Genomic DNA, 18,400 nt, shown 5'->3' with positions numbered 1-18,400 from the left:
AAAAAACAAACAATGAAACATATAAAATATTTAGTCTTTGCAATTATCGGGCTCAGTTTTCTTGCCTGTAGCGATGATTTTTTAAATCCATTGCCAGATACGGCAGTTGCAGTGGATTCGTTCTTCCAATCTGATGAAGATGTGTTGGCCGGGGTTATAGGAATCTATGATGCCATTCAAGGTACCAATGAAAACACTGTAACTAATATTGGTAATGCTAACAGAGGTATACAATTTGAACACCTTTTGACCGAGCATCGCACTGATAATACAAGAAACGCAACTCTGGAAGGTTCAAAGTCTGATTTTCACAGGTATGTGGTTAATGCCAATAATGTGGAATCTGAAGATTTTTATCAATCTATGTATGAAGTAATTTTTAGGGCGAATAATGTCTTGAACTTTATTGATGTTGCAGACGCAAGTAATCAGGCACGTTATACGGCAGAGGCTAAATTTTTAAGAGCATATGCCTACTTTAAATTGGTTAGGCTGTTTAGTGATGTGCCTTTGGTAACCGAAGTGGTTGGGCCTACGGATAAAGAAGCTCTTTTTACCAGAATACCTGAAGCTCAGATTTATGCGCAAATTGTAGAGGATTTACTGGAAGCCGTTGGCGTTTTAGATAATTCATTTAAATCAAGAGCCTCTAGAGCTGCGGCCCAGGCTTTATTGGCAAAAGTGTATTTGACCCAAGCAAGTCCTAATTACACGGGCGCACAACAATTGTGCGAAGCCATTATTAATAGTGGGGAATTTGATTTGGAAAGTGATTATTCAGATGTGTTCTATTCAGAATTGAATGATGAAATTATTTTTGCAATTCAATATCAATCAGGTGATGCCAATGAAAGCCAAAGTTTTTCATCTGAATTTACTTCTGCAGTTCGTGCTGGTAGAGAGGATGGTCAAAACATTGTAAATGATAATCTTAGAATAGTTTTTGGTTCCAATGGGGGAATTAGAACAGCAACTTCCATTACCGATTTTGATGGGTCACTTGCACCTGATGAAAATGAAGTGGCCAAGTTCTTCCCTGATGGATTTGATGTGAATGCGGATCCTGATCCTTATGGACCAAATGCGCGTAATGCCGGTAACGATTACATTGCCATGCGTTTTGCAGATGTACTATTGATGCATGTAGAAGCAATTATGGCAGGAGGTGCCTCAACTAGTGCCCCAGGAGCATTGACTTCTTTTCAAAGGGTAAGAGATAGAGCATTTCCAGATACCGCTCCAAATTTAATATCAAGTATATCAAAAGATGAACTTTTACTTGAAAGACGGGTAGAACTTGCATTTGAGAATCAGCGCTGGTTTGATTTGTTAAGATTTGGAGTTGCAGATGCCGTATTGACTGCTCATGCTGCTGAAATGGGTTATATCTATAGTTCAAGAGCCTTACTATTGCCAATTCCCGCAAGAGAAATAAATATAAGCGAAGGCCTTTTAACACAAAACCCAGGATATTAATATTTAGAAACGTTAACTATGAAAAATAAGATATATATTTTCCGTAAAACAACATTGTTACTCTTGAGTTTTGTTATAGCTAGCTGTATTTCTAGTTGTGATGAAAGCCTTTTTAGAGATGATCTACCAGACGCTAATTCCAAAGCGGACACCATATTTCCTGAAGCTAATTTTTCTTACGCTCCCATTCAGGATGATTTTAGAACGATTAAATTCACTAACCTTTCCGCTGAGGCTTCTACATTCTCATGGGATTTTGGAGGTGGAAATACTTCAACCGAAGAGGATCCCTTATTTACATTTGAAGATGGAGAAGGCACCTACTCTGTAACATTGACCGCTATAGATGGCAATGGTGAAACAGGTAGTTCCACAATTGAAGTTATAGTTGTCGAAGGTCCATTCCAACCCATCATTCTAGAGCCAGGTTTTGAAGACGACACGTTACCAGAAGGTGGTGGTGATGGTCGAGATTCTTGGAGAAATAGCGACTTAGGCGGTGTTATTCAGATAACAGGTAGCCCGGTAACATTTGGAGACCAAGGTGCTAAGTTACCTGTTCCGGCAGGGGATCGCGTTGGTTATCAAGAAATTACCGTGGAACCTGATACAAACTATGATTTGAGATTCTGGTACACTATGTTGAGTGGTTCGTCAGACCCTTCGCTAATTGTTGCTGTGTTGGGCGTTACGGAGAATGGACCTTTTAGTACTCAAGAAGAAGCTTTAGATGGAGTAATCGCTTCTGTAACCGTGACGGATGATTCTGAACCTGATGTTTATGTGCAGCAGAAGCTGTCCTTTAATTCGGGAGTCAACAATACCGTTGCAATCTTTTTCACTAATGGAGGAGTTGAAGCTAGACTTGATGATTTCACCATTGATGTGGGAGCTGCCGGTGCAGTGCCGCCTTCAGCAGGTTTTGATGCGGTGCAAAGTGAAATTAATTTCTTAGAATATACATTCACTAATTCATCAACAGGTGCTGTGAACTATGAATGGGATTTTGGTGATGGAAATACTTCAACAGAAGAATCTCCAACCCATGTTTATGCAGAAGCAGCAGAATATACAGTAACACTTACTGCCATAAACGAATCTAATTTATCTACGGAATTAAGTAAAACAATTAATATACTAGCGCCGGTTACAGCAGACTTTACTTCTCAGGTAGATGCTGGCGATTATAGAACGTATACTTTCATGGATGCTTCAGAAGGCGCTGTGTCCCTATTATGGGAATTCGGAGATGGGTTCCAATTTACTGGAATGGATCCTTCACATACGTACACTGAAGATGGGATTTTCACTGTGACATTAACTGCGACCAGCATAACTGGTAATTCTCATGTAGCTACAGAAGATATTGTGGTATCTCAAGGATTTGTTGTACAGGTTCTTAATGGTACTTTTGATGAGTTTACAGTTAACACCGGTGATAATGCGGATGCTTGGGATATGACTCCTAATAGTACGGTAGTAGATAATGACGGAAACACAGTTCCAAGCCCTTACGACCCTCTTTGGGATAATGGTGCTTTGGATAGTTGGCTGGAAACGGAATATGGTGATGACAGCGAGCAAGCTGGCTCTACCAGTGATGGAAACAATGGTACTAGAGGAGCAAAATTGGATGAGACAGGCCGTCGTCTGTATCAAGTAGTAACAGTTCAGCAAGGGTCAACATATACGTTCTCTATTGATGCAAGGACTACTGCTGGCGGAATAACTTCGGAGGTATTTATATTGAATACCGAAATCGCGGATGAGACAGGTATTAATGCATCTACCTCTGATGCAGCTATTGACGCCTACTTCGCAATTCCGAATATTTTCGATACTGATGGAGATGCATACGCTACCCACACGTTTCAATTTACGGCATCCACAAATGAGATAGTTATTTATGTTAGAAATATAGATGTTGTGGATAATGTTGCTGAGGCCTTCTTTGATAACATAGAAATCACTGACTAATAATTAGGGATACAAAATTGTTTTTAGACTAAAAACCACCCAGGCCTTACATTTGGGACTGGGTGGTTATATAACAGTGGAGATAGAGAAATAAGAACTGAGTACGTAGCTATTACGCCTGATAATTAAATGTATTAAATGAAAATTTTCCGAAAGAAAACTATAGCACTTTTTTTAATGGTATTTCTTACTGTTAGTGTTACTTCTCAGAACAAGAGAAGTAATGTTGCAGAATCGGATAGCAAAGTTGAAAAACGCAATAAAAAGAAGAAAAAGATAAAACTTCCTAAAATTGATTTAAGCCATTGGAAGGTAACCATTCCTGAAGGCAAAGGCAAAGGAGGAGCGGTAAGTGTAGAGCCGCCCCAGATTTTGGATTATGCAAAAAATGAGACGTTAAAGCCTTATATGTATAATGATTCCACTTCAGGCGCTTTGGTTTTTTATGCATACCCTTCAAATGCCACCACGGCAAATACAAAATATTCCAGATCAGAACTTAGGGAGCAGATGGTTCCAGGTGATGATAACGTAAACTGGACATTCGCACAAGGAGGGACCCTTAAAGCCAAAATTGCCATGGACAAAGTCAGTAGGGACAAAAAAGGGAAGTACCACAAAGTTATCGTACTCCAAATTCATGGTAGATTGACCAATGAGCAGCGTGATTTGATAGAACAAAAAGACAATAATGCTCCGCCTATTTTAAAGATTTACTGGCAAAATGGCAAAATTAGGGTGAAGACCAAGGAGCTTGTGAATCCATCGGTTTCTTCCAAAGGAATTTTATACAAGGAAGCATGGAAGGATGATAAAGGAAGAAACTTTGAAGAAGAAGTCGGTTTTAGGAAGTTTAATTTGGAAGTTAAGGTCACTGATGGAAAAATGGTTGTCTCGCTCAACAAAAATGAGTTTTTCGTTTACGATAGCCCCAGTATTAAGCGCTGGGGAGTGTTTGAAAACTACTTTAAAGCGGGTAATTATTTCCAATCAAGGGATAAAGGTGCGTATGCAAGAGTAAAGTTTTATGAATTATCCGTTGAGCACTAAAAAATTCAAAGCAATACATAAAAAAGAATAACTGTTTTAATCCAAATACACCATGTTTAAAAGGTTGCCCTATCTTATTTGTCTTTTGTTGATTCTTGGCTCTTGTCAGGAAAACAGCGCAATTTCTCAAGAAAAAGAAATCGAAGTTTCAAAAGACGAGCCTGCAAATGATGTTGTAGAAAGTCCAGAGCCAGATACAGAAGAAACTTCTTTTATACTGCCGGAAATTGATTTGAGCAATTGGAAAGTAACGCTTCCAATAGGGCGCCCAGACGAAGTAAAACCTCCAGAAATATTGGAATATGCTACCAATGAAAAGCTAAAACCGTTCATGTATAATGACTCTATTGATGGTGCTTTGGTTTTCTACACCTACCCTGGAGCCACTACGGCAAACTCTTCTAGGTCAAGAACAGAGCTCAGGGAACAAATGGAACCTGGGAGCAACTCGGTTAATTGGACATTTTCCCAAGGAGGAAGGCTTAAAGGAACATTGGCAATGGACGATATTTCTAAAGATTCAGATAACAAATATCATAGAACTATCATTATGCAGATTCATGGACGTTTGACAAATGAACAAAGGGATTTGATTGGACAAAAGGACAATAATGCGCCACCAATGCTTAAAATTTATTGGCAAAATGGTAAAGTAAGGGTAAAGACCAAGGTTTTAAAAAACCCAGATGTTTCCGATACCGACATCTTACGCACTGATGAATGGACGGATGATGAAGGCTTTAATTTTAATGAAGAAGTAGGGTTCAATAGATTTTCATTGGAAGTCTTGGTTTCTGATGGAAGAATGGAGGTGATTTTAAATGATACAGAGTCAGTCGTGTATGAAAGTGATGATATAGAAAAATGGGGTGTTTTTGAGAACTATTTTAAAGCAGGAAATTATTTGCAAACGTCAGATGAAGGTTCATATGCTCGGGTAAAATATTACGATTTACAGGTTGAACATTAAGAATATTTTTTTGAGTTAGTTTAGTTGAATGCCAAAAGCTATTGGCCAAAATTTTTGGCCAATGGTTTTTTATCCAAACTCGGAAATTAAAGTGAATAAGAATAAAAATAATGCTTTACGGGTTAAAGTAATTTGCTTAAATTTAACAAACCAATCTGGTTAACCAATTTTAGATTGTACAAAATAGTATGAGAGTTGAGATACTTACAAAGAATGAAAATCAAGAGGTGCAGAAAGGTATTATTTCTAAACTTAGGGATTTAATAAATTATAAAAATCTAGAACCTGGAGACAAACTACCATCTGAAAGGATGCTGTCGGAAAAGTTTGAGGTTAGCAGAAGTAACGTCAGAGAGGCAATTCAAAAATTGGAGTTTTTTGGTATTCTAAAATCAAGGCCGCAGAGCGGCACTTTTATCGCCAATATTGGAAGAGTGGCCATGAGCGGAATGTTGGATGATATATTAAGATTAGAGGATCCAGATTTTAAATCCCTTGTCGAAACACGGATTTTACTGGAGTTAAAAACAGTAAGATTGGCTGCCCTAAGAAGAACAGAAGAAGACCTTGAAAAAATGCGTCAAGCGTTAGATGCTTACAAACAAAAGGTATTGAATGGGCAAGATGCAGTTGAGGAGGATTTGTTGTTTCACTTGGCCATTGCCAATGCCAGTAAGAATAGTACCATGAACACCTTTATGTTGATCATAACCCCAGAGATCATTACCAATTTTGAAAAATATCATGTGTGTGATAGCAACCAATCTTTTTTAGGTATTCAGGAGCATGAAGATATTTATCAAGCAATAAAGAATCAGGATCCTAAGATAGCCAAGGAAAAGATGAAGGTTCATTTTAAAATTTTATACCAATACTGTTATAATACAAAGGATTAATGTATGAGATAGAAGATGAAATTGCACGCTTTTGTCTTCAATCATAAAAAAAAAGGAGGGAAGTAAAACTTAACAAGAACAATATGGATCCTGCCAATATATGGTTTACCATACCCATCAGGTTTTTGTCTTTTTAAGTTTTATGTTGTAAGACTGTTTAATAGGAAAGTCAATAGTTCTTTCCTTGACAACATTTCTATAATATTCCGTTGACGATAAAACCAACTAATATGAAAGTTAAAGGCTTAAGATGGTGGATAATAGGCTTAATATTTATAGCTACTGTCATCAATTATATTGATAGAACAGCATTTGCCTTGCTCTGGCCTCAAATGGGTGAAGATTTAGGTATGGATAAGTCAGATTATGCCATTATGCTCAATGTATTTATGGCTTGTTACGCCATTGGTAAGTTTGCCTCAGGTAAGTTATACGATACCATTGGAACCCGTTTAGGATTTACAGTTTCAATTATTATTTGGTCCATTGCTTCAGCCTTTCACGCATTTGCTAGAGGTATCGTTACGCTTTCTATTTTTAGAGGGCTGTTGGGTCTTGGAGAAGCAGGTAATTGGCCAGGCGCCGTAAAAAGTAATGGAGAATGGTTTCCGGTTAAAGAACGGGCAATAGCGCAGGGTATTTTTAATGCAGGAGCTTCCATTGGAAATGTTATTGCGCCTTTTATCATAGTATTCTTATATACTAAGTTTGGTTGGCAAACCACCTACATCATTTTGGGAGCGGTAGGTATTTTATGGGTAATACCATGGTTGTTTTTAAATAAATCAACCCCTGAAAAGCATCCTTGGGTTACTGAGAAAGAAAGAAACTTGATTCTTGATAGTAGAATAGATAAGGGTAAAGAGGATATTGAGGCCAAAGTTAAAAGCCTAAGTGTTGTAAAAATATTAAGCTACAAGCAATCTTGGGGTGTATTGTTGTGTAGGTTTTTTATTGAACCAATTTGGTGGTTTTTTGCAGGATGGATGCCAATTTACTTAAATGATAAATTTGGTTTAAGTATTGAAGAAATCGCCGCGACTATGTGGATATCTTACCTTATGGCGGCCGCTGGCAGTATTCTTGGGGGTATGTTCACCAAGCAGTTAATGAAAAAGCTCTCAGTAGATGCCGCAAGAAAAATAACAATTGCCTTAGGAGGTGCACTAATACTAATAGCCTTTGTCTGTATTATAACACTGGTAAAGGAAAATAATTTTATGGCCTTCATTTATTTTGCAGGATTGGCCCTATTTGGGTTCCAATTTGCAATCGGAAATATTCAAACTATTTCAAGCGATTTATTTAGAGGGCCCTCAGTTGGAACTTTAGCAGGACTGGCAGGCACGATCGCTGCCGTTTCACCAATGATTATGAATTGGTTTGTTGGTCAAATTACAACCCAGTCGTACACACCGGCATTTATTGCAATCTGTGTTTCAGTTGTACTTGGGGTTGCTGCAATTTTCGCTTTGATCAAGAACATAGGACCAGTAAGAAAAACAGTAGAACTGTAATAAAGAAAACAAGAACAAATTTTAGAATTAAAAATAAAATAAATGAGTAAAATCGAAGGGAAAATAGCCGTCGTTACGGGGGCTACAGGTGGCATAGGTTTCGAAGTTGCAAAAAGATTAGGTAAAGATGGATATACCGTAATTTTAAATGGTATAGAAGATGATATAGGAACAGAAAGAGTGAAAGAGCTTGAAGCACAAGGGATAAAAGCTGAATACTGCGGATTTGATGTCACAAGTGAAGAAGCTGTAACTTCGAACATTGCCAAAATTGGTAAAAAATATGGTAAAATAGATGTGTTGGTCAATAATGCTGGCGGATTAGGTGGAAGATCTAGGTTTGAAGAAATGACAACAGATTTTTACAGATTTGTAATGGCACTTAATCTTGATTCTGTATTTTTTGCTTCAAGAGCTGCGATTCCCTTTCTTAAAAAAGGAGAGCATCCTTCAATAATTAACTACACTTCAAATGCAGGATGGACTGCTGGTGGACCAGGAGCCGGAATTTATGGGACATCAAAAGCTGGTGTCCATGCAATAACTAGAGCATTGGCAAAGGATTTAGCTGAATATGGGATTAGGGCAAATGCAGTATCACCAGGTACTATAGATACACCTTTTCATGCTCAAATTAAAGCAACAAAACCAGAGGTTTTTGCCTCTTGGGCAAACAATATTATGCTAGGAAGATTGGGGCAACCGGAAGATGTCGCTGGTGTTATTTCTTTCTTGGCAAGTAAGGATGCATCTTTCATAACAGCAGAGACAATTCAAATTGGTGGCGGACAAGCTTTAGGTATTTAATATTTTACACGGCGTAGTGATGAATAAACTAAAAGACAAAATAGCGGTTGTTACCGGAGGTGCTAGAGACATAGGTAGAGAAATATCTGTTAAACTGGCAAAAGAAGGTGCTAAAGTAGTTGTAAACTACTTTAATTCAGAAGCAGGAGCTAATGAAACTTTAGATATCATAAAATCTTTTGGGGGTGAAGCTATTGCTGTTAAAGCAGATGTCTCAAAATTAGATGAAATAAATAGTTTAAAAACAAAGGTGGTTGAAACTTTTGGAAATAAAATAGATATTTTGGTAAGTAATGCTGGGGGTCTTTTTGCACGCAGAACATTACAAGAATTAGATGAGCCATTTTATGACTTAGTCATGAATGTTAATTTTAAATCTACGGTTTTTGTCATGCAAGCCTTTGAACCTTTAATGGGCAATGGAGCTTCAATCATCAATCTTTCTTCTCAAGCGGCAAGAGATGGTGGTGGTGGTGGATCTTCATTATATGCGTCTTCTAAAGGTGCGGTAACCACATTTACAAGAGCAATGGCCAAAGAACTTGGTCCTAAAGGAATTAGAGTTAATGCTATCTGTCCCGGTTTAATTGCAACCAAATTTCATGATGATTTTACTAAAGATGAAATACGTGTCAAAGTTGCGGCTGGCACACCTCTAAGAAGAGAAGGACAAGCCTCTGAAATAGGGGATTTAGTTGCTTATTTAGCCTCCGATGAATCATCTTTTATAACAGGGAATAATATTGATATTAATGGAGGATTGGCCTTTAGTTAAGTTTTACAACAACAAAATCAATTAAATTAGTCAGATGAAAAAAGTAGTAACCTTTGGTGAAATAATGTTGCGTTTGGCCCCTCCTGGTTTTTTGAGATTTTCTCAGGCCAACAGTTTCGATGTGGTCTATGGCGGGGGCGAGTCCAACGTGGCGGTCTCCTTGGCCAATTATGGTGTTCCGGTTGATTTTGTCACTCGTTTACCTGACAATGACATTGGGCAATGTGCTTTGATGGAAATGCGCAAGAGGGGTGTTGGTACGGACAAGATCGTATATGGCGGTGATCGATTGGGGATTTATTTTTTGGAAACCGGTGCTGTGAGCAGAGGGAGCAAGGTGGTCTATGACAGGGCCCACTCGGCAATCGCAGAGATAGAAAAGGGTATGATCAATTGGGACAGTATTTTTAAAGGAGTGGAATGGTTCCATTGGACCGGGATAACACCAGCAATCTCCCAGGGAGCTGCGGATGCCTGTTTGGAGGCGGTACAGGCCGCCAGTAAAATGGGTGTTACCATTTCAACGGACCTGAACTACCGGGCCAAATTGTGGAATTATGGAGGCGACCGCGAGGCAATCATGACCGAACTGACCTCGTATTGCGATATCGTTCTTGGAAATGAGGAAGATGCGGAGAAACATTTTGGGATAAAGCCGGAAGGATTGGACATTACCACCCAGGGAGAGCATGTGAAGGCTGAGGCCTTCCTCTCTGTCTGTAAACAGATGATGGAGAAGTTCCCAAGAGCCAAAAAGGTGATTACCACCCTAAGGGGTTCCATATCGGCATCGCATAACACATGGGCAGGGGTGCTCTATGATGGAGAGACGATGTTCAAGTCGCCGGAGTATCAGATTACCCATATCGTTGACAGGGTAGGGGGCGGTGATTCTTTTATGGGGGGATTGATCTATGGATTGTTGAAATACCCCGAGGACGACCAGAACGCGCTTAACTTTGCCGTGGCGGCCTCATGCCTAAAGCATACCATAAAAGGTGATGCAAACCTGGCAACGGTTGCAGAAGTGGAAAAATTGATGGGCGGGGACGCCTCGGGCAGGGTAGCAAGATAATAAGGACAATGGCACAATATTCAAGAATAGAAGTAGTACAGGTAATGCAAGAAACGGGCATGGTCCCCTTGTTCTACCATCCAGACGTAGAATTGGGCAAGAAAGTATTGAGGGCCTGTTATGATGGAGGGGCGCGACTCATGGAATTCACGGCAAGGGGCGACTTTGCTTTTGAGGTATTCTCTGAGTTGAACAAGTTCGCTATAAAGGAACTCCCTGGAATGATCATGGGAGTGGGTTCTATCACGGATGGTGCGGCAGCTTCAATGTACATGCAAATGGGGGCAAACTTCATAGTGACCCCATCTTTACGAGAGGATATCGCGATGGTCTGCAACCGTAGAAAAGTGCTGTGGTCCCCGGGCTGCGGTTCATTGAGAGAGATCAACAGGGCTGAGGAACTGGGGTGCGAGGTCGTAAAACTGTTTCCGGGTTCCACTTACGGCCCCGGATTTGTAAAAGCGATAAAAGGACCACAGCCATGGACGAGCATTATGCCCACGGGAGGAGTGAGCACTGAGGAGAGCAATTTAAGGGCATGGTTCGATGCAGGGGTGACCTGCGTGGGAATGGGGTCCAAACTGATCTCAAAAACAATTCTTGAAAAACAGGATTTTAAAGGCCTTGAGCAGTTGGTCAAAAGTACTTTGACTACAATACAAAAGGTAAGAGCTTAATTGTGTTCATAGATTTTCTCATCACTGTTTTTACCTAATGATTTAATATGGAGATGAAAAAATCACTATCAAAGAAAGTACTTGGCCTGATATTAGGTTTTGGGCCAGGTATTTTTGCTATTGGCTACACAATAGGCACAGGAAGTGTAACTTCAATGATTGTTGCGGGAAGTACTTATGGCATGCAACTTTTGTGGGTGTTGTTACTTAGTTGTTTTTTTTCTGGAGTATTGATATATGCATATGGAAATTATACCCTAATCTCAGGAGAGACAGCGCTGTATAGTTTTAAAAGGCATATCAAAGGGGGAAAACTCATTGCTCTACTTATTATAATAGGGATATCTTTTGGTCAATGGAATTCTCTTATGGGGATACTGGGCATTTCAGCCAATATTATTTTTGAAATCCTAGCAATTTATTTTCCAAACCTAAGAGCATCAGAATATGAGATTGTCCTATTGATTGCTATTGTTGTAATAGTGATAATGTATGGCTTGCTACTGATAGGAAAGTATACCTTCTTTGAAAAGATATTAGTGATTTTTGTTTCCATTATGGGATTGTCTTTTCTAATCTCACTTTTTATGGTATATCCATTGCCAATAGAAGTCGCAAAAGGATTGATTCCTTCAATTCCTGATGTAAAAGGAGGCAAAATGCTTGTTGCCGCCTTTGTTGGCACTACCATGGCTGCAGCTACGTTCCTGTCAAGACCGCTCTTTGTAAAAGGGAAGGGTTGGAACATGGACAATAGAGGACAACAGAAAAGAGATGCAATTTTAGCAGCTGTTTTGGTATTTGCCATTAGTGCAGCTATTATGGCAGTGGCAAGTGGAGCACTGTTCCATCAAGGAAAACCTGTTACCCATGTTCTGGATATGGTTTCAACATTAGAACCTGTTGCAGGTAAATTTGCGCTGACCCTGTTTTTCTTTGGAACACTTAGTGCCGGACTTTCTTCAATTTTTCCGTGTTTATTGATTGCACCCATATTATTGGCAGATTATCAATCTGGAAAATTAGATACCAATTCCAAACAATTTAGGATAATTACTGCAATTGCATGTTTGTTCGCCTTAATTGTACCCATATTTGGGGCCAATCCAATTGAGATGCAAATTGTATCCCAAGTATTTAATGTGTTTGTCTTACCTCTTGTAATTGTTGGGATTCTTCTTCTTCTTAATAATAAAAAAATAATGAAAGAGCACCATACGAGCAAATGGATCAATATGATTTTAATACTTTCATTGATGTTCGCCTGCCTTATTTCTTATAATGGTATTTCAGCATTATTAAATTACTTTTAGTACAGATTTTATTTAAAGCATTACTTTTAAAAAATTAAACTTATTGCTTTAAATATTATGAATACAAGTGGGAAAAATATTTTAGGATTCAATTTTTCGTCCCAAGGGGAAACCGTTTTTTTTGCAAAAAATCCGGCAACAGGATATAAGCTAGAAACTGCATACCATGAAGCTATTCCTAAAGAGATAGACGAAGCAATAACACTTGCGGAAAATGCTTTTACTCTATATCGAGAGAAAACAGGAGAAGAAAAGGCCTTGTTTTTGGAAACAATTGCCGAGGAATTATTTCAGATTGAAGAAGGATTGGTTGGTTTATGTGCTCAAGAAACTGGATTGCCAGATGGCAGATTAAAAGGTGAATTGGGCAGAACAACAGGTCAGCTAAAACTTTTTGCAACTGTTTTACGAAATGGTTCTTGGGTAGATGCAAGAGTAGACACTGCTGATTCAAATAGAAAACCATTTCCCAAACCAGATATTAGACAAATGCAAATAGCCTTAGGCCCTGTTGGAGTTTTTGGGGCGAGCAACTTCCCATTGGCTTTTTCTGTAGCTGGGGGTGATACGGCATCCGCCTTAGCAGCAGGTTGTACGGTTGTTGTAAAAGCGCATCCTGCACATCCAGGTACTTCAGAATTAGTTGGTAAGGCCATTATTGCAGCGGCCAAACGCTGCAATATGCCAGATGGAGTGTTTTCCCTGGTTCAAGGTGCTTCTATTGCAGTTGGACAAGCGATTGTTCGGAATCCGTTAATAAAAGCAATTGGTTTTACGGGTTCATTTAGAGGCGGTAAGGCTTTGTTTGATGAAGCTGCTAAACGTGAAGAGCCTATTCCGGTATATGCAGAAATGGGAAGTGTTAACCCTGTTTTTGTTCTCCCTGGCATTTTAAAGAAGAATCATCAAACTTTGGCAGAGGGTTTATCAAACTCAGTTCAATTGGGCGCAGGTCAATTTTGTACAAACCCCGGAATTACAGTTCTGCCCAAATTAACGGAGAGCAATCTTTTTGAGGATACACTAAAGAATAGTGTAGCAGTTTCAGAGTCTTCCACCATGCTTACAGAATCAATCCAAGATGCCTATAACAGAAATCTGGAAAAATTAAAGACCAAAAGAGAAGTAGCATCCATTTCAATAGGAAAAAAAGCGGACGGACAGGCTCAAGGTGTTGCTGAGATCCTTTCTGTTTCGGCAAACCACTTTTTGAAGGACAAAGAAATGGAAGAAGAAGTTTTTGGACCATCCACACTTTTAGTAAGAACTGAGGATAAAAGTGAAATCATGGATGTAGCCAAAAGTTTAAATGGCCACCTTACCGCTACAGTTCATGGGACCCAAGAAGACCTAGAGGAATATGCAGATTTATTAAAAATACTGGAACGTAAAGTTGGCAGATTGCTTCTTAACGGTTTCCCTACAGGAGTTGAGGTATGCCATAGTATGGTGCACGGCGGACCTTTTCCTGCAACCACCGATGCAAGGATGACTTCCGTGGGAACTGCCGCAATAACAAGATTTACAAGACCTATTTGCTTTCAAAATTATCCAGATTCATTGCTTCCAGATGAGTTGAAAGCGGAAAACCCTTTGAATATTTTAAGAATAGAAAACGGTAATTATGTACTTCCGTAGTCAAAAACATAAGTATCTCTTGGTCCATTTCCTGTGAAACGCCAAGGTTTTTTTTAGTTTAGATTTCTTTTTTTAAAGCCTTGATATCTGTTATTAATTGCGCAATGGATGATCGATTCAATCCGTTATAGATACCTCTGATATGTTTGTTTTTATCGATTAGTAAGAAGTTTTCGGTATGCAGAAAATCATCAATGCCTTTTGGTTCGCCCAAATCGTTTTCCACAAAATAATGATCTCTGCCAAGAGTGTAAATTTCCATTTTGTTACCCGTTACCAAATGCCATTTATTGTCTGTTATATCATATTTATCGGCATATGTTTTTAAAGTGGATACGGAGTCTATATTAGGCGTTACTGAATGTGAAAGTATCAATACCTCGGAATCATTTTTAAAGGCATTTTGAATTTTTGACATATTATTGGTCATTTTCAGACAAATACCCGGACAACTGGTAAAAAAGAAGTCTACCACGTATATCTTTTCAGCAAATGTGTTTTGTGTAATTGTGGCACCTGATTGATTTGTTAGCTTGAAATCGGGTATTTTGTGAAAACTCTTTTCTTCAGCGCTTCCCGGGGTTATCCAATGTGGCGTAAAAGACTCATCACCAAAATAAGGTAAGTATTCTACCCTACTGGTTTCTTCAACTTTGATGTTCTCTTTCTTAAGTTCTGTTTTACAACTTGGAAAACAAACCAATAGGAAAATAGATAAGCTATAGATTTTTAACAAGTATAACTTCTTCATTTTCTAATTTATAACATGAATTGGCACGTCTCATTCCAAAAATTCTTCCATTTTTAGCCTCGTAGTTCACATACAATTTTCCATTTTTTAACCAGGCTTGCTGCAACCCTACTTCTTTACCGTCTATCAAATTTCTTGATTTTGCCAATTCTCCGGTTTTGTACCACTTTTTCTCGCTTCCCTGTACTTTTCCATTTACATAATTGGCTTTTGATGCTAAAACTCCATTTTCCCACCACGCTTTATAGCTGTCCACAAGTTTGTTTTGATCGTAATGGGATTCAATTTTTAAAACCCCATTAGGAAACCATACTTTGGCGATTCCCTTTTTTTTGCCCATATAAAAACCAACTTTTTGCTGTAGCGAATCATTTGGATAATATTTTACCGCATAACCAGTGAATACCAGACCTTTGTAGTACCAATTACCTTCATTGCCATTTAAAACAAGACTATCTCTGTCAACAAAAACATTTGCTATGGTACTGTCTTTATTGGTCTTGTTTGCTTTTGATTCTGAACTGTTTTCACAGCTTACACCGCTACTGGCAATCAATATCAAAAATAATTTGAGGATTAGCTTCATTTAGTATCCTTGATATGGGCCTGCAAACACTATGTAAGAGCCGGTTGTTGAGTAAACCTCATTGATAATGTGATAATGGTATTCTTCATCACCATCTGTGTACTGGGTGCTAGAAGTATGCCCACCGGATGAATCCAAATCTGTTGGATATGTACCTGTAGAATTACATTTTCGCCCATAGATAAATACACCATCCAATAGGACTCCAACTAAATTTTCATCATCATTTGAAAATGCTTTGGGCTCTAAATGATAATGGTATACCCCGGGACCTATATGTGCTCCGGTCCAATCTAAACTGGCAGCTGCTTGATCTAAGGGACCTCCTCCTTCTTGATCATTGAATAATGATGAACCACTAACCGCTATTCCAATAGTGCCTAGTTGAGTTTCCAATGTACTGCCAGTTAAATCTGGAACAGCATCTATTGTAATGGTGACCGCATTATTATTGCTAGACATGATTGAAGGTGTCAACGCGACATCCGGTTCATCTAAATAAAGGTCATTTCCTTCGCCCCAATAAACAGTTTCATGATTTGGCAGACCTGTTGTTTCAATGGTAACAGTAGTTCCGCCATCAGATAGATAGATATCTGTTGCTTCTGTGTTAAAAGCAGCAAAAGCAGCAGGTAACTCCGCTAAAGCAGTGTCACTTTCATTAATACCTGTGTCATCATCAACACCAGCATCATCAGTGTCGCTCGAACAAGAGAATATTGCTGTTAAAAACAACATGGCTAGGCTTAAAATAGGCTTCGTTTTCATACTACTTATTTGTTTTGATTACTGATTTCTATTAGGACCTCCTTGTCTTTTAGGTTTAGGAGCTTTTTTAAATTCTTCTTCGTTGATATAGCCATCTTCATTCAGGTCAACTTTGTTGAAATCATTTTTTAATGGCCCTTTAATTTCTGCTTTGGAAAGTTTCCCATCTTTGTTCTTGTCCATTTTCTCTAAAAGTTTTTCAAATGATGGGGGCTCTCTTCCATCAGCATTTCTTTCTCTCTGTTGGGCCTTTAAATTGCAAGAAGTTAGTATGCCAATTACTCCTGCGGAGATAGCTAATTTCAAAGTGCTATGCTTCATAATGTGATTGTTTGTTTTAAGTTTAGATGCCCTAACTTTTAAAAACTTGTGCGAGATGACGATTTTTTTCCACTTCTATTTTAAAAATCCTTCTAAATTGCATTAGGATTAACGATACAATGTATTGCAGGACAAACAGTTTTTAGAAGATCTTAGAGAGCAGAAACAGTCTGCCTACAGCAGATTGTTGGATGAATACCAGGGCAAAGTCTTTAATACTTGTCTTTCTTTTGTTCCCAATAAGGAAGATGCAGAAGATATAGCACAGGAAGTTTTTATTGAGATTTGTAATTCTATCAAAAAGTTTAAAGGAAATTCTAAACTATCTACTTGGATCTATAGGATTTCTGTGAACAAGAGCTTGGAATTCATAAGAAAGAAAAGCACTAAAAAGCGCTTTGGTTTTATGCAATCTATTACCGGAGGTGATATACCTATTGATAAATCGACCTATTTTACAGAATTTGATCATCCGGGAATTCAATTGGAAAATAAGGAAAGAAGTGAACTGCTATTTAATGCAATAAATAAACTTCCGGAAGCACAAAAGGTAGTGTTTACATTACATAAAGTAGATGGAATGAGCTATAAGGAAGTTGGTGAGGTTACACAAAAAAGTATATCCTCAATAGAGTCGTTGTTGTTTCGCGCAAAAAAGAATCTGCAGAAGATTTTAACAGAATATTATAAAAATGAACCTTAAACCGCAAGGTTGAATAAAAAATTACATCTAAACTATATAACTATAAAAATCATGGATGGTAAAAAAATTACACAGCGAAAAATTGATGAGGTACTAGATTCAGCATCTCAGATGGAAGCGGTGAACGCCCCTCCTTTTTTTAAAGATAAAGTACTTCAGAGATTAACAAGTAACAATCAAGTAATTGAAACTTCAAATTTATTAGGGTGGTTTTTACCCAAGTATCAGATAGCTGCATTGGTTGTTTTTGCTTTTTTAAACTTTGGTGCCCTATATGTGTACAACAATAGCAATCAAGAAGATGAAATAAAGACATTTGCCCAGGCATATGGTCTTGCTGCTGACGAAGACAATTCCATTTTAAATTAAGAAAGTATGAAGAAAAATCTACTCTTAGGCCTGCTGTTACTTTTTTTGGTAGTGATGAATGGAATTCTACTTTTTATGCTGTTTCAGCAAGGACCAAATAGGAGGCCTCCAGGACCTCCTGGAGATTTTGTTGTCAAAGAATTGAGCTTTGATATGAATCAAATGGAACAGTTTAGAGAGTTAAGCAAAGGGCATATGCATGCAATGAGAAGTATTGATGAACGAATAAGAGGACTAAAAGATGAGCTTTTTAGCGGAATTGGGAATGAACAGTTCACTACACAACATGCAGATTCAATCACTACCTTAATTGCACAGTTAAGTAAGGAGAAGGAACTGAATGTGTACGATCATTTTGAGGCAGTGGGCAAAATTTGCACTCCTGAGCAAAGGGCCAAGCTTAATATTATTATATCTCAAGCGCTGCACCATCATGGAAAAGGTAGAAGGCCTTAGCGGGTAAGCAATAAAGTTATCATCTTAATAAAGCTTGGAATTTTTCCAGACTTTTTTATTCTAACACAAGCTTTTCTGAAAAGAAGCATCTAAATAAGTATACGGGAATGTAAAGCTAGTCCTCTTAACTTTCGTTTTAGGCGAATACAAGGTTGCGGGTTACATTTTGATTGGTGATTAGATTTTTGGTTGATAGGAAGCCCAAGTATAATTTATACTTGGGTTTTCTTTTATGAAAAATGAGCAAAACTTACCACGGCCGACATATTTTGAAG

General features: G+C 38.3%; 19 protein-coding genes. 15 read left to right on the top strand and 4 right to left on the bottom strand.

Annotation, left to right across the window (positions count from 1 at the left end; all coding sequences use genetic code 11):
- The first annotated feature begins 12 nt into the window (after positions 1–12).
- The 12 genes from DKG77_RS13620 to DKG77_RS13565 all read left to right on the top strand — a co-directional run bounded on the left by DKG77_RS13620 (position 13) and on the right by DKG77_RS13565 (position 14,171).
- Complete coding sequence (locus tag DKG77_RS13620) at positions 13–1,476, top strand: RagB/SusD family nutrient uptake outer membrane protein (protein WP_109664400.1); 1,464 nt, start codon at positions 13–15, stop codon at positions 1,474–1,476.
- Between the two features lie 18 nt (positions 1,477–1,494).
- On the top strand, positions 1,495–3,453 hold the full coding sequence (locus tag DKG77_RS17235; protein WP_109664027.1) for a PKD domain-containing protein: 1,959 nt from the start codon (positions 1,495–1,497) through the stop codon (positions 3,451–3,453).
- Between the two features lie 138 nt (positions 3,454–3,591).
- Positions 3,592–4,503, top strand: a complete 912-nt coding sequence (locus DKG77_RS13610) for a polysaccharide lyase family 7 protein (protein ID WP_109664024.1) — start codon at positions 3,592–3,594, stop codon at positions 4,501–4,503.
- Positions 4,504–4,555: 52 nt separating this feature from the next.
- Positions 4,556–5,473, top strand: coding sequence for a polysaccharide lyase family 7 protein (locus DKG77_RS13605; RefSeq protein WP_109664022.1), 918 nt, complete (start codon positions 4,556–4,558; stop codon positions 5,471–5,473).
- A gap of 188 nt (positions 5,474–5,661) precedes the next feature.
- Positions 5,662–6,369, top strand: coding sequence for a FadR/GntR family transcriptional regulator (locus DKG77_RS13600; protein WP_109664019.1), 708 nt, complete (start codon positions 5,662–5,664; stop codon positions 6,367–6,369).
- Positions 6,370–6,599: 230 nt separating this feature from the next.
- Positions 6,600–7,886, top strand: a complete 1,287-nt coding sequence (locus DKG77_RS13595; protein ID WP_109664017.1) for an MFS transporter — start codon at positions 6,600–6,602, stop codon at positions 7,884–7,886.
- A 42-nt stretch (positions 7,887–7,928) separates the two neighbouring features.
- A complete protein-coding gene (locus DKG77_RS13590) occupies positions 7,929–8,693 on the top strand; it encodes an SDR family NAD(P)-dependent oxidoreductase (protein ID WP_109664014.1) in 765 nt (254 codons plus the stop codon).
- A 19-nt stretch (positions 8,694–8,712) separates the two neighbouring features.
- The gene (locus DKG77_RS13585) at positions 8,713–9,468 is read left to right on the top strand and encodes an SDR family NAD(P)-dependent oxidoreductase (protein ID WP_109664012.1); all 756 of its coding nucleotides are present in this window, start codon (positions 8,713–8,715) and stop codon (positions 9,466–9,468) included.
- Positions 9,469–9,502: 34 nt separating this feature from the next.
- Positions 9,503–10,543 (top strand): sugar kinase, encoded by a 1,041-nt coding sequence (locus DKG77_RS13580; RefSeq protein ID WP_109664009.1) that lies wholly within the window; start codon positions 9,503–9,505, stop codon positions 10,541–10,543.
- 8 nt (positions 10,544–10,551) lie between these two features.
- Complete coding sequence (locus DKG77_RS13575; RefSeq protein ID WP_109664006.1) at positions 10,552–11,220, top strand: bifunctional 4-hydroxy-2-oxoglutarate aldolase/2-dehydro-3-deoxy-phosphogluconate aldolase; 669 nt, start codon at positions 10,552–10,554, stop codon at positions 11,218–11,220.
- A 53-nt stretch (positions 11,221–11,273) separates the two neighbouring features.
- Positions 11,274–12,533 (top strand): Nramp family divalent metal transporter, encoded by a 1,260-nt coding sequence (locus tag DKG77_RS13570; protein ID WP_243414933.1) that lies wholly within the window; start codon positions 11,274–11,276, stop codon positions 12,531–12,533.
- A gap of 57 nt (positions 12,534–12,590) precedes the next feature.
- On the top strand, positions 12,591–14,171 hold the full coding sequence (locus tag DKG77_RS13565) for an aldehyde dehydrogenase (NADP(+)) (protein WP_109664001.1): 1,581 nt from the start codon (positions 12,591–12,593) through the stop codon (positions 14,169–14,171).
- A 58-nt stretch (positions 14,172–14,229) separates the two neighbouring features.
- Here DKG77_RS13565 and DKG77_RS13560 read toward each other — a convergent pair whose 3' ends face one another.
- From DKG77_RS13560 to DKG77_RS13545, 4 genes are read right to left on the bottom strand one after another with little or no spacing between them, the layout of a single operon-like run.
- The gene (locus tag DKG77_RS13560) at positions 14,230–14,922 is read right to left on the bottom strand and encodes an SCO family protein (RefSeq protein ID WP_109663998.1); all 693 of its coding nucleotides are present in this window, start codon (positions 14,920–14,922) and stop codon (positions 14,230–14,232) included.
- Positions 14,891–15,508, bottom strand: coding sequence for a toxin-antitoxin system YwqK family antitoxin (locus DKG77_RS13555; RefSeq protein WP_109663996.1), 618 nt, complete (start codon positions 15,506–15,508; stop codon positions 14,891–14,893). The genes DKG77_RS13560 and DKG77_RS13555 overlap by 32 nt, the downstream gene beginning before the upstream one ends.
- Complete coding sequence (locus tag DKG77_RS13550) at positions 15,509–16,276, bottom strand: YHYH protein (RefSeq protein ID WP_109663993.1); 768 nt, start codon at positions 16,274–16,276, stop codon at positions 15,509–15,511.
- An 18-nt stretch (positions 16,277–16,294) separates the two neighbouring features.
- The gene (locus tag DKG77_RS13545) at positions 16,295–16,597 is read right to left on the bottom strand and encodes an EF-hand domain-containing protein (protein WP_109663990.1); all 303 of its coding nucleotides are present in this window, start codon (positions 16,595–16,597) and stop codon (positions 16,295–16,297) included.
- A 124-nt stretch (positions 16,598–16,721) separates the two neighbouring features.
- Between DKG77_RS13545 and DKG77_RS13540 the strand changes: the two genes are divergently transcribed.
- From DKG77_RS13540 to DKG77_RS13530, 3 genes are read left to right on the top strand one after another with little or no spacing between them, the layout of a single operon-like run.
- The gene (locus DKG77_RS13540; protein WP_109663987.1) at positions 16,722–17,300 is read left to right on the top strand and encodes an RNA polymerase sigma factor; all 579 of its coding nucleotides are present in this window, start codon (positions 16,722–16,724) and stop codon (positions 17,298–17,300) included.
- Positions 17,301–17,351: 51 nt separating this feature from the next.
- The gene (locus tag DKG77_RS13535) at positions 17,352–17,669 is read left to right on the top strand and encodes a hypothetical protein (protein WP_109663985.1); all 318 of its coding nucleotides are present in this window, start codon (positions 17,352–17,354) and stop codon (positions 17,667–17,669) included.
- A 6-nt stretch (positions 17,670–17,675) separates the two neighbouring features.
- Positions 17,676–18,125 carry a Spy/CpxP family protein refolding chaperone gene (locus DKG77_RS13530; RefSeq protein WP_109663982.1) on the top strand — a complete coding sequence of 150 codons (450 nt, stop codon included), beginning with the start codon at positions 17,676–17,678 and terminating at the stop codon, positions 18,123–18,125.
- Positions 18,126–18,400 lie beyond the last annotated feature (275 nt).

The organism is Flagellimonas aquimarina, from assembly GCF_003149745.1.
Taxonomy (GTDB): domain Bacteria; phylum Bacteroidota; class Bacteroidia; order Flavobacteriales; family Flavobacteriaceae; genus Flagellimonas; species Flagellimonas aquimarina.
Note: the sequence above shows the minus strand (reverse complement) of the source record. Positions and strands in the feature narration are given on the sequence as shown.

Coding starts and splice junctions, on each gene's coding strand:
- DKG77_RS13620 (WP_109664400.1), top strand. CDS start 13: ATGAAACATATAAAATATTTAGTCTTTGCAATTATCGGGCTCAGTTTT.
- DKG77_RS17235 (WP_109664027.1), top strand. CDS start 1,495: ATGAAAAATAAGATATATATTTTCCGTAAAACAACATTGTTACTCTTG.
- DKG77_RS13610 (WP_109664024.1), top strand. CDS start 3,592: ATGAAAATTTTCCGAAAGAAAACTATAGCACTTTTTTTAATGGTATTT.
- DKG77_RS13605 (WP_109664022.1), top strand. CDS start 4,556: ATGTTTAAAAGGTTGCCCTATCTTATTTGTCTTTTGTTGATTCTTGGC.
- DKG77_RS13600 (WP_109664019.1), top strand. CDS start 5,662: ATGAGAGTTGAGATACTTACAAAGAATGAAAATCAAGAGGTGCAGAAA.
- DKG77_RS13595 (WP_109664017.1), top strand. CDS start 6,600: ATGAAAGTTAAAGGCTTAAGATGGTGGATAATAGGCTTAATATTTATA.
- DKG77_RS13590 (WP_109664014.1), top strand. CDS start 7,929: ATGAGTAAAATCGAAGGGAAAATAGCCGTCGTTACGGGGGCTACAGGT.
- DKG77_RS13585 (WP_109664012.1), top strand. CDS start 8,713: ATGAATAAACTAAAAGACAAAATAGCGGTTGTTACCGGAGGTGCTAGA.
- DKG77_RS13580 (WP_109664009.1), top strand. CDS start 9,503: ATGAAAAAAGTAGTAACCTTTGGTGAAATAATGTTGCGTTTGGCCCCT.
- DKG77_RS13575 (WP_109664006.1), top strand. CDS start 10,552: ATGGCACAATATTCAAGAATAGAAGTAGTACAGGTAATGCAAGAAACG.
- DKG77_RS13570 (WP_243414933.1), top strand. CDS start 11,274: ATGAAAAAATCACTATCAAAGAAAGTACTTGGCCTGATATTAGGTTTT.
- DKG77_RS13565 (WP_109664001.1), top strand. CDS start 12,591: ATGAATACAAGTGGGAAAAATATTTTAGGATTCAATTTTTCGTCCCAA.
- DKG77_RS13560 (WP_109663998.1), bottom strand. CDS start 14,922: ATGAAGAAGTTATACTTGTTAAAAATCTATAGCTTATCTATTTTCCTA.
- DKG77_RS13555 (WP_109663996.1), bottom strand. CDS start 15,508: ATGAAGCTAATCCTCAAATTATTTTTGATATTGATTGCCAGTAGCGGT.
- DKG77_RS13550 (WP_109663993.1), bottom strand. CDS start 16,276: ATGAAAACGAAGCCTATTTTAAGCCTAGCCATGTTGTTTTTAACAGCA.
- DKG77_RS13545 (WP_109663990.1), bottom strand. CDS start 16,597: ATGAAGCATAGCACTTTGAAATTAGCTATCTCCGCAGGAGTAATTGGC.
- DKG77_RS13535 (WP_109663985.1), top strand. CDS start 17,352: ATGGATGGTAAAAAAATTACACAGCGAAAAATTGATGAGGTACTAGAT.
- DKG77_RS13530 (WP_109663982.1), top strand. CDS start 17,676: ATGAAGAAAAATCTACTCTTAGGCCTGCTGTTACTTTTTTTGGTAGTG.